This is a genomic window from Bacillus sp. LR_5 (genome assembly GCF_042709275.1).
In genome coordinates this window covers 1-12,159 of sequence record NZ_JAVAXX010000201.1, presented here as the reverse complement: position 1 = coordinate 12,159, position 12,159 = coordinate 1, and the positions used below count along the sequence as shown (strand labels likewise).

General features: G+C 41.7%; 8 protein-coding genes and 1 pseudogene. All 9 read right to left on the bottom strand.

Annotated features, from left to right (window positions below; translation table 11 throughout):
* A partial coding sequence (locus RAC86_RS27490; RefSeq protein ID WP_377886232.1) for a Na-translocating system protein MpsC family protein occupies positions 1-361 on the bottom strand: 361 nt, incomplete at its 3' end.
* 55 nt (positions 362-416) lie between these two features.
* Positions 417-707: a DUF6407 family protein gene (locus RAC86_RS27485; RefSeq protein WP_014112454.1), complete on the bottom strand. Its 291-nt coding sequence runs from the start codon at positions 705-707 to the stop codon at positions 417-419.
* A gap of 54 nt (positions 708-761) precedes the next feature.
* A pseudogene (locus RAC86_RS27480) lies at positions 762-1,296 on the bottom strand (carbonic anhydrase).
* Between the two features lie 54 nt (positions 1,297-1,350).
* Entirely contained in the window at positions 1,351-3,975 is a 2,625-nt protein-coding gene (locus RAC86_RS27475; RefSeq protein WP_072565652.1) for a DUF2309 domain-containing protein, read from the bottom strand.
* A gap of 14 nt (positions 3,976-3,989) precedes the next feature.
* Positions 3,990-5,507, bottom strand: a complete 1,518-nt coding sequence (locus RAC86_RS27470; protein WP_072565651.1) for an NADH dehydrogenase subunit 5 — start codon at positions 5,505-5,507, stop codon at positions 3,990-3,992.
* 921 nt (positions 5,508-6,428) lie between these two features.
* Positions 6,429-8,231, bottom strand: a complete 1,803-nt coding sequence (glmS, locus tag RAC86_RS27465) for a glutamine--fructose-6-phosphate transaminase (isomerizing) (RefSeq protein ID WP_061186953.1) — start codon at positions 8,229-8,231, stop codon at positions 6,429-6,431.
* Positions 8,232-8,662: 431 nt separating this feature from the next.
* Complete coding sequence (glmM, locus tag RAC86_RS27460; protein ID WP_014112449.1) at positions 8,663-10,009, bottom strand: phosphoglucosamine mutase; 1,347 nt, start codon at positions 10,007-10,009, stop codon at positions 8,663-8,665.
* Positions 10,010-10,027: 18 nt separating this feature from the next.
* The gene (gene cdaR, locus RAC86_RS27455) at positions 10,028-11,482 is read right to left on the bottom strand and encodes a CdaA regulatory protein CdaR (RefSeq protein ID WP_072565650.1); all 1,455 of its coding nucleotides are present in this window, start codon (positions 11,480-11,482) and stop codon (positions 10,028-10,030) included.
* Positions 11,475-12,159, bottom strand: a 685-nt coding sequence (gene cdaA / locus RAC86_RS27450; protein WP_377886230.1) for a diadenylate cyclase CdaA, incomplete at its 5' end; no start/stop codon positions are given. The genes cdaR and cdaA, both read right to left, overlap by 8 nt.

Sequence of the window (12,159 nt, the reverse complement as noted above, 5' to 3'; positions counted from 1 at the left end):
CCAAATTTTTCTCTAGATCATTACACAATTTAAATACCATCACTCGTTCACCTGTCCGAGAGCTTAAATCAGTATGAAAACTTTTCACTTCTTCTCCAGTTATCGTTAGGATGATATCCTTAAGACCTTCTATACCTGATTCAACTAACTCCGAACGCGTTTGTTTGATAGATAACATACCCTCTTTTGATCCACAAACTGCATATTCAGCTGGTGTTAAAATTCCTTTTAAATTAACGATGATCATATCCCGCAGTATATCAGTCTTAACAGATACAGACCCACGCCCAAGATAATCCTTCTCCCATTGAGTAATGGACTTACTGATCTCTGATTCAAAAGAACCCTTCGACTTTTTCATATATAAAACATCTCCTGGCAAAAAAATTGGCATCTTCTATTGTTATTTCGTCTCATTAATATTCTCTTACAACATGTCCTTCATATACACCTTCAATATCCAAATCAGTTTTACCGTTTCTTGTGACCACTACAATTTTGGATAACATATTTTCTTCCATCATAGAGTGTACATGCAAAAATCGAACGCTTCCTACATGAGTTTCCTCAACTTCTTCATACGATTTTAAATGATAAAAATCAATTGCTTTTCTAATTACTTTTTTCATACATTCTATATTTTCACGATCAAACGGATTCATTTCCTCTATTGTTTTCATTACAAAATCAGTTAAATTAGAGTCCATACATTCTCCTTAGAACTGCTTTTTTCAATACATGGGTGCACATCTATCATTTCATCATGACAAGCAATGATCAGGTAACGCTTGACGCTGTTTTAATAGCAGGGACCTCCTCAATTGAGGATTGTCCATCCTTTTGATTAACGATTAAACCTCGAACTTTAACATATGACGGCACTAATGGATGATGACGAATGATATCAACACTTTTTTCAATAGCGTCACTGCTATTTTCATTTCCATTTAGCCATTTATCGAATGTACCGCCTGAAAATTCAGGCCTGCAATTTTGAAAAAGATAATCCAATGTTTGTAGTTTATCTTTCATTGTTTCAAGTTGAGTTCGTACATGACCTGTGGAAGTCCTCTTATCTTTTGTTCCTACAACAAAAACCTCCTCAACATCTTCCTGATAAATTGCAATAATAACAGACCTCATGATTTCTCCGTAAGGATGTGAGATATCGGCACCATAGCTTTGTATCGTCAACATATTTTCTGCTGGAGTATGAGTCACTTCTTGTAGAATGGGCTCCAGCCCGTTTTCCATGTCCGTCAAAAATAATACTTTTTTATTTTTATCTACACTCATATTGCCCACCTCTTTTTGATTTAGTAACAAATATATTTGAAATCATTTTAGCAGTTACCAGTTTTCCCAATGTCCTTCTGGATCAACACTAGCCAGTCGAACCCATCCATTTTGAACTTTTTGCAGAAATACTGAGTCTTTATTTAATAATCGTTCTACATGTTCTCTAGGTGCTTGGATGACGATCAACAAACGTAGAGGAGAATGATAAGCCTCATGGTCTGATTGCATGACGGATTGCCAAGGCAGTCCGGCTAACAAGTCACTTGCATTCCCTTGCATAACTCCGAGACCTGCAGTAACGGTTTGAGTTGCTTTATTTCCGCTGCCATAATAATGAGGTGCTACCGTTGATGCGTAATATTGTAAATTAATCCACTGGGCCACAGTTCCAGGCCCTGCAATAATATTTGCTAGGAGTTCACCGCTTTCATCCTGCTTCCAATCATAATTATGAAGAAAGGCTCTACCTTCCAAATCACAATCCTTAGTTAGTTCACGTTGGCCGATAATAAAAGCGGCATTACGAGCCAATCCCCATTCCGGACGTATCTCACTCCAATCTCCCGCAAATCGGTGTGCCTCTGCCTTCGGATTTTTAAGTTTCGATTGGAAATTCGGTAATTGGGCTAGACGTTCTGCATTTACGTTATGCCTCACTTTCGGCATAATAGCTTCGATACGGTCAAATGCTTCCTGTGCAGTTTCGGAAAGTTCTGGTACATAAAGCCAATGTAATTCATCCACCGTTGTATTATGTTCAGCGGCAGCAAAAACCGTATCTTCAGGGATTTTAATTCCTTCAGTTAAAAGAGCTTCTCTTACCTCTGAAAGATTACATAAAGCAGCTAAAACTCTTGCATTGAATCCACCGGCCGCTCCACCGCAGGCACCACAATCAAGAGCCGCAGCATAAGGATTATTGGTACTTTGACTACCATGCCCGCAAATCACGACCAATGGTGCGAAATTCTCTGTTAATCCCATCATTTTTAGTGCTTGCCGAGCATAGTTCACTTTTTCTTCTTCAGTAAAACCCACAGGTATTTTTGCCTCTGTGTCATAATCATGATGAAGCGAGAGTTTTGTATCAGGTTTACGTAACCAAGTCTCACGGAGATTACGAATGAAACGATCCGTTTTTCTTGGTACAAAGCTGCGTGCTACCATTTGCAGACTAAGCCAAGGTCCACTTAGCTCAGGTAGAAGCAAGCTCGTAAGTACATTTTGTTTCATCGTTTTAAATGTATGGCTTACGGAATGAACTGCTTGCTTGCGTTGGTTGTATTTTTCGAGTACCTCATCATCTACGAACTCTTTTATTTTATGTTGTGGTTTTTGTATGACCGGCAAGGAGGCATGACTATGTTTACTGCCAAGTTCACAAGTTGCAATCGGCACCCCGAAGAAACCAGCAATACCAATCGTTTCAAACGGGCCTTCTTTTTCTAGTTGACGACGAAAAGGTTCTGATCGTACATCGATGCAGAATGCTAATTGAGCTAATGCAGATTTTTTACCGTTGGTTTCACGTTGTTTCGAGACGATCTTTTGACTTAATCGATCTGTGTGTGTTTGTTCCCAAGCTTCTAGCCAAAGTTTCCTGCGAAGTTTCTCATCAAAACTATAGGCAAATGATAAATATTCGTTTTGTTCATTGGCCGACATCTGTGACCATTCCTCTAGTGTAAGGCCCCCCCAATGAATCCAAGCTGCTAAAAGGGGAGTAATCGAAATTTTTTTCTCAGACCGTTGATTATTCAAAGGTAAATATGGCTTTATAAGAGCCCACTCCATGGATATTCGAACCGCTAAATATTCTGTTAGGAGTGCATGTTCATGGCTCGATTGTTGGGAGCGCCAAAGCATCATCCCTGCCCATCCAGGTAAGGAAAGTAAATGACCTTCAAGATAAGTCTGGATTTTTGATTTTGGGATTTCTAGTGCGAATAAGGCTTCTTGTAAAGCCAAATGCGCCTCTTGTGGCCAACCTTTTAACCTTTTACGCTGCTTTTTACTAAGTGCTGGATCATATTGAATGAGATGCTGCCAGGCACGATAGAAACCTCCCTCACGATTAGGCATTGTCCAACCTGCTTGAGAGTCATCCAGATATAATTTACACCACTTGATAACATGATGATCAAGTATATTAACTAACCTTTCTCCGTCTTGATTCTCTATATACGAACTTATTGGTTGCATAAAAAAATTCTCGATATGATCCGTCTTCAGTCCACTACATTCATTCACCAATTTCTCCAGCTGATGTGATGATAAAAGGGTGGAAGGCAGTGGATCTAATTTTAATCCAGCATGACAAAATCGCTCTGCCACGTCCCGCGGGATGTTAAAGGAATGTGAATCAAGCCAACGCTGCAGCCCCATTTTTACAAAATCTTCATCTATCTCACCTTTATTCTTTGCTGAACGGATCATAGACGCACTAGGGTATATATCAACATCACGAGTATGTTTCAACCAACTTGCAACCTGATCAAAAGGTTGGTTTTCAAGTCCCATCCACGGATTACGTGCAGCAAATGTTGAAATAGGCCAAAGTGGTGCAATCACTCGGCTGGCAGATTTAATGAAAACGTTAAGATCACTTTCTTGAACATCAATATCTGTATCTTTCTTTTTTACATTTTCTTTCGTTAATACGGATGTAATGCCCATCTCAGATTAGCTCCTTATGATATATATTGTTTAAGGTAGTCTGGGTGACTCTCTACTGACTTTGGTTTTGCTTCACCTAATCGAACTAACCAAAGATAGAGTACCGCGAAAAAAACGGAAGAACGATGACGAGCAACCCACGTACCTAAAGCACTGCCAAATAGCAAGAGACATACGACAATAATGACAGCTGGCATTGGAGGTTGAACACTTTGAAAAACGGTTGTATGCAGCCACTTATAGAAGAGGTTATGAATGATAACATATACAAAGGCTGCTCCTCCTAAAAATGTTAAGCCAGCAATTCGGCCAATTCTTCCCTCACCAAAAGCTACGAGCTGAGTCCAAGAAACGGACAATGACCACCCTAAAATTAGCGCACTAATTAATTGATACCCTTCTCCAGGAGCAACGAGCCAAAAAGCAACACCTATAGCTAAGGATAAAATCCAACCAGCCATGATCCATAAATAGGATGTTCCTTTATTAGCACGAGCCAATCCTTCATGACGCCCTACTGCTGAACCAGCTTGTAAAAACAACGTAGCTTTGAATAAACCATGTAAAATAAGATGAATAATGGCTGCTATATAGGCTCCTAATGCACACTGAATGAGCATAAACCCCATTTGTCCAATCGTGGAGCCTACTAACTGGCGTTTATAGTCAACCTGGACTAAACTAATACCAGTTCCAATCAATACAGAGATGCTAGCAAGCAGAAGTAAAATAATCGAAGCTATACCACCATTAAATAGGGGTGAAAATCGAGCTAGTATAATCCCGCCTGCATTTACTAAACCTGCGTGCATAATCGCAGAAACAGGAGTTGGAGCAACAATAGACTCAATTAACCATCTCTGGAATGGCCATTGAGCTGCAGGAATGATTACTGCTAATACAATCAATAGCTGAATCCCTGTTCTCTTCCATTCCCCCAGCTCAGCTAAACTTTCATTTGTTAAAACCGATGATAACTGCCATTGACCTGTGGCATAAAAAAGCCACATCATCGCCAAAAATAAAGAAAACCAACTTAACAAAAATAATCGGCCAGAAACCTTGGCTGCTTCACTAGCCACTTGCCAAGCACTGTTTAATCTTATAAGTAAGGTTAAACCGGCAAGAGTTGCTCCCCAAAATATAACCATCAAGCGGAGATCACCACTTAACCATGCAAGTGAAGCAGCACCTGTAGTGAAAGTAAAAAGCGTAAAATATTTGCGATAAGATCGATCACCCATTAAGTACCGTACAGAAAAACGCTGAATGATGAGACCAATTGCCAAAACAAAGAAAGTCATTAACCAAGCTAAGGAATCTAAGTGCCAAGGGCCAATATTTCCATTCACACTCCTATTGGCAAGAATCACTAAGGAAACCAAAAGTGGTAAAGCCAAGATCCCAATATGAATGCGAACAAAACGCAAGGGTACGCGTGGATGTAAAAACACTAGTCCACTTATCCCAGAAGCAATCAGCATAATAAAAAATAATGTTAACAATGATGACAAATTCAGTGAAACTAACATTTCAAATTCTCCCTTTTTAAATGTCGTTATTGCTCAAAAGACCTTTAAACCAGATCCTATTTTTCTATAATTTAATACAAATTTTAAGTATCTCTATTTTTTCCCAACAAAAAAACCGACAACTTCAAAATTTCAATGACGATTTTAGATCATTGAATCTTGAAAATTGTCGGCTTCACTTCAACTAACTTCTGCGAAGTTTTTTGAAGAGCTACCTTATTATTGGTCATTTTACTTTATGCTATGTTTTAACTTCCTTCTAAAAGAATGAAATCATCGTTCCATTTTAATATAGTGCCTGATTATCAAACGAATCGACTTATGTTTCTCTTTCATTTAAATTAGGATACTTTTTCATCCTGTCAAGAGTAGTTGAAAGAATGCTAAAGACCTAATAATTTAACAAACGAAAATAAACATCTGAACCGATTATTAAGTTAAGTATAAGATATGCTAAATTTTAAACATTGTCAACAAAAACTCATTTTCTAATTCAGTGGAGTATAATTTGATGTTGGAATACAGAGTTTGACAATCTATCTTTAATATGACAATATTCACCGCTTACAATTTGCCCAAACTCCCCGTAGATGTCACTTCCTTTAAAACCTTTTTTATCGGAACTTATCAATCACCAGTCTCTTCTCATACTGTTTCTCTTGATCTACTACATTTTTGTTAGCTAGAGAAATTACATAAGAAGGTAATTCCTGCATCGATGTGACTGAACCCACATATTTGCTTGTGAAAAAAGAAGACACGCACGATACATCATTTTTATGAATCTTGACGTTGATAAATGTCTCGTTGCTGCACCATTATAAGGCGCCTGTCCTCATCTTTGATAAATGAGATCCGTACAAAAAATCACCTCTAAAATAAAAAACCCTTTGGCTAAAATAACCAAAGGGGTTAAACAACTTACTCCACAGTAACACTCTTCGCAAGGTTACGCGGTTTATCAACATCACAGCCGCGATGCAGTGCAGCATAGTAAGCGATCAGCTGCAATGGAACAACAGATACCAACGGAGCAAGCGCTGGGTTTACTTCCGGCAGTACGAATCTGTCATCCGCATCATCTAGGCCTTTCAGTGAGATGATGCATGTGTTTGCTCCGCGAGCGGCAACTTCCTTGACGTTTCCGCGGATGCTTAGGTTTACGTGCTCTTGCGTTGCCAGTGCGAATACTGGTGTACCTTGTTCGATCAAGGCAATCGTGCCGTGCTTCAGTTCTCCGCCGGCAAAACCTTCTGCCTGGATGTAAGAAATCTCTTTCAGCTTCAGTGCGCCTTCGACACATACGAAGTAGTCAAGGCCGCGTCCAATGAAGAAAGCATTTCTGGATACAGTCAGGTATTCACGGGCGATCATTTCCATTTCGTCTTTCTGGTCACAAAGAGCTTCCATTGCGTTCGCAGCGATACCGAGTTCTTTGACGAGGTCAAATCCGATATCAATACCGTTTTTGTCAGCAGCTACAGATGCTAGAACCGCAAGAACCGCAATTTGTGCAGTGTATGCTTTCGTTGACGCAACAGCAATTTCAGGGCCTGCATGAAGCAGTAATGTGTAGTCAGCTTCACGAGAAAGCGTTGATCCCGGTACGTTTGTGATTGTCAGTGCTTTGTGTCCGAGCGCTTTGACTTGAACAAGAACCGCGCGGCTGTCTGCTGTTTCTCCGCTTTGAGAAAGGAAAATGAAGAGCGGTTTCTTAGACAGAAGCGGCATGTTGTAAGAGAATTCACTCGCTACATGCACTTCAACCGGCACATTTGCCCACATTTCAATATATTGTTTACCGACAAGTCCTGCATGGTAGCTTGTTCCGCAGCCAATGATATAGATGCGGTCCGCTTCCGCTACAGCGGCAGCGATATCGCCAGGCACAGACAGCTTGCCGTTTTCGTCTTGATACGTTTGGATGATTTTGCGCATCACAACAGGCTGCTCATCCGTTTCTTTCAACATGTAGTGAGGGTACGTACCTTTTTCGATATCGCTGGCATCCAGCTCAGCAATATAAGAAGCACGTGAAATCACGTCACCATCAAGGTTTTTGATGACAACTTGATCATCAGTGACGATGACCATTTCTTTATCCATCAGCTCTACGTATTCGTTGGTTACTTGAAGCATTGCCATCGCATCAGATGCTACGACGTTGAATGTATCTCCAAGACCGACTAATAGAGGGCTTTTGTTTTTCGCTACAAAAATCGTTTCTCTGTTTTCGTTGTCGAATAAAGCAATTGCATAAGAGCCTTTTAACAGTGTAAGTGTTTTGCGGAACGCTTCTTCTGTATCAAGACCTCCGTTGACAAATTGCTCGATTACTTGAACAACTACCTCTGTATCGGTGTCACTTTTGAGCTCTACATCTTGTAAATACTCTTGTTTCAGCTGAACATAGTTCTCGATCACGCCGTTATGAACAAGTGTAAAGCGGCCAAGTGCGCTTTGATGCGGGTGAGCGTTTAGATAGCTTGGTTCGCCGTGTGTTGCCCAGCGAGTATGGCCAATTCCAGCTTTCGCTTCTATATTGGTATCCACAACTTCACGAAGATCCGCAATGCGTCCTTTTTCTTTGAACACATGAATTCCCTGTTCGTTGGCAACAGCGATACCAGCAGAATCATAGCCGCGGTACTCAAGCTTTTCTAACCCTTTCAGTAAAATTTCCTTCGCATCAAGCTGACCGATATAACCTACGATTCCACACATATTTTTCTTCCTCCTAAGATTGTAAAAGGAGACGAAGAAAGTCAAATTTCAAGGGGACTTTCAATCGTCCCCTCCTACATGTTTTTGGAAGATCATGTGATTTCTCTTTGTTCAAGGAGTCACCCCCTTGGTTTGAAGAAATCCTTACGGCTGTGATCTGTACACTCAGCCGGGAGGCATCCGCCGAAAATTCGATAACCTCCATCCTCGTCAACTAAGCCTTTTTTCGGGCGCTTAGTTCGGGCGCTATAATTATAGGTGAAGCAATAATCCCGTCTTCTTTCCTGTAGAGAAAATAAGAACAAGACAAGCTTGATTTTACAGCATGTGGCATAAACGGTCAATTGTTTTTTAAACAACTTTGCCGTATGTCTCACAATTATCATATGTAAATCTTGCTCGTCTTGTTCGCTCTCTGATCATAGACTTCGTTACTCTAATCCCATTTCTGACCGGACGACTTCAACAATGCGATTGACATACTCATCGCACAGCTCTTTCGTCTTCGCTTCAGCCATAACACGGACTAGCGGTTCAGTGCCTGAAGGGCGGACCAAAATCCGGCCGTCTCCGTTCATTTCTTTTTCAACTTCAGAAATAACAGCTTTTACTTTTTCGTTTTCTTCGACTTTATATTTATCAGTTACTCTCACATTGACTAACAGCTGCGGGAACTTCTGCATTTCAGCTGCAAGCTCTGACAGCGGCTTGCCTGTTGCTTTCAATGTGTTCATCAGCATAATAGCAGACAATAATCCGTCCCCTGTCGTGTTGTAATCAAGGAAAATAAGATGTCCTGACTGCTCACCGCCGACATTGTAGCCGTCTTTTTTCATCGCTTCTACTACGTAACGGTCACCGACAGCCGTCTGTACGCTTTTGATGCCTTCTTTTTCGAGCGCCTTATAGAAGCCGAGGTTGCTCATTACAGTCGAAACCACTGTATCATCCTTTAAACGGCCTTCTGATTTCAGGTGTTTTGAGCATATGTACATGATTTGGTCGCCGTCAACGATATTTCCTTTTTCATCGACAGCAATTAGGCGGTCGCCATCACCGTCGAACGCAAGGCCGAGATCGGCATTTTTCTCTTTGACAAACGCGCTGAGCGCTTCAGGATGAGTCGATCCGACGCCGTCATTAATGTTTAATCCATTCGGCGAAGTCCCCATTGTTGAAACATCTGCATCTAAATCAGCAAACAGGTGTGTCGCCAAGGACGACGTTGCACCATGTGCGCAGTCAAGTGCCACATGAATGCCTGTGAAATCTTCATCAGCAGTCTGTTTTAAGAATTGCAGATATTTTTGTCCGCCTTCAAAATAGTCGTTTACAAGCCCAAGATCGGCTCCGACTGGCCTTGGCAGCTTATCCTCCGGTTCGTCCATCAGGCGCTCAATTTCAGCCTCCTGTTCGTCAGAAAGCTTAAAGCCGTCTCCCCCGAAGAACTTGATGCCGTTATCCTGCACTGGGTTGTGAGAAGCAGAAATCATGACGCCTGCCTCTGCATCCATCGCTTTTGTTAAATAAGATACACCAGGTGTAGAAATGACACCCAGACGCATGACTTCTGCGCCAATGGATAAAAGTCCGGCGACAAGGGCTCCCTCCAGCATATGACCGGAGATGCGTGTATCGCGGCCTATCAACACTTTCGGACGTTGTTTGTCTTTTGTCAGCACATATCCGCCGAAGCGTCCGACTTTGAAGGCCAGCTCAGGTGTAAGCTCACTATTGGCGACACCTCTTACACCGTCTGTTCCAAAATACTTGCCCATTTTATAATCGCTCCTTTTTTATTCTGATGAGGATTGCGAATCCGCAGTGGATTCGTCCTCATCCTGATCTTGGTTTTGATCTTTATTTTCGTCTTGTTTTTGATCATTGCTGTTTTTATCAGTGTTCGTTGTATCTTCTTGCTGGTTGTTCTTTTGATCATTCGTTTGCTTATCTGTGTCATCCTGGTTTCCTGATGTATTGCTGCTGTTGTCATTAGTTGATGTATTGCTTTTTTTAGATGTCAGCTTGATTTTGGCGTTTTTCTGCCCCAAGGACCAGGTTACATTCTGAGGCCCGTTGACTTCAAGCTTCACGCTATGCTCCCCGTCATCTAAATCTGAAACATTCACATACAATTCAATATCTGATTTCTCCAGTTTTTTTATATTGGCGGGAGAGCCTTTAGCCGTCACGTCTATCGCTTGCGATTCAGGATCTAGAAATTCAATGTTTTGCGAGCTGCTCAGCCCTACAGTCTTAATAGAGACATTCTCAAACTTCTGATCCGCTTCACTATCTACTTCTATATGCAAAGTCACCTTTGACGGCGAGATTTTTTTGACGCCGTCAGGAAGCGGAATATCTGCCTCGATATCGGAATCCTTGTTAATTTTGCTTAAATCTAAGCTGACGCCGTCAATAAATTCAAGAGAATCCAACACATCCTGTGAGCCGTAAACCGTTACCTCACTGGGACTTGATTCAATGTTCGCTATGCTGACACCGTCAGGAAGGCTTCCTGTCCGTTCAATTTTAAAGGGCACTTTTTTACTCGGGCTTGTTACCGGAACGGTAATCTTGATGACCGAAGGCTCTACGTCGACAGGAAGCGCGTTTCCGTCTTTATCATAGACAGTCACTTTCGCTTCCTTTTCAATCGTTTCATCTGCGTTTTCCAAATTCACTGAAGCTTTTACAAGAGAAATATTATCAATCACATTTTTAGATCCGGTAATCTGCACATTTTTCGGACTGACAATCGGCTGCTCTGGAGAATAGCCTTTTTTCATCTTGCTTTTATTGTAGTACTCCACTTCTACAGGAAAGCTTTTGGTCGTCCGTTCTTGAATGGTCACTGTCGTAACAGACGGGTTGATTGAGATTGTCAGCCCATCTGACACGTTTTTGGCCTTTAGCTCCACCTTATGTGTGCCGGTTTTTAAATTTTCCATGTCGGCATATATTTCAAAGTTCTTGGTCTGTCTAGCCTTTTTCACGGCGCTTGTTGAGCCTTTTATCGTGACATTAACCGTTTGCGGAACACCTGTCACGACGTAATTTTCATCATCATAATACGCTTTGACCGGAATATCGGTCAGTGTTGCTTCATCAGTTGTTGATGTCGGAAAGAAAGATTCACCCGGTTTTTTCGGAGTCGGTGCTTGATTGCTGTTAACCGCCACATAAAGCAAGAGCGCGAAAAGCAGAGCAATAATTTTCACAGCCCAGCGGTTGTTTAAGAATTTATCCATTTTTCTTGCCCCTCCAATACCAGCGATTAGAAGAAGTGTCTCTGGTGTTTTTCTTAAACTCGGCTTCAAGCATTTCTTTCAGCGCTTCTTCCGTCAGCTCTCTGTGAAGGTCTCCGTTCTTCGCCACACTGACGCCGCCGGTCTCTTCAGACACAATAATCGTCAAACTGTCTGTTACTTCACTGATGCCGACAGCCGCTCTATGCCGCGTCCCCAGTTCTTTTGAAATAAACGGGCTTTCTGAAAGCGGCAGATAACAGGCGGCCGCGGCTATTTCATTATTCTTCATAATCACTGCACCATCATGAAGCGGAGTGTTTGGAATAAAAATATTGATCAACAGCTCAGAGCTGACTTTGGCATTCAAAGGTATGCCAGTCTCAATATAATCTCCCATACCGGTATCCCGCTCAATGGTCAGCAGGGCGCCTATACGGCGTTTCGCCATATAATTGATTGCTTTTGTGATGGCCTCAATTGTTTTCTGCTGCGCTTCCTCCACAGGCGTGCCGCTCCTTGAAAAAAAGCGGCCGCGGCCAAGCTGTTCAAGCGCTCTTCTCAGCTCAGGCTGAAAAATAATAATAATTGCTAAAAATCCCCATGTTATCGCTTGGTCCATCAGCCATTGAAGCGTGCTGAGGCCCAAATATTGGCTGGCCATACGAACAAGCACGATC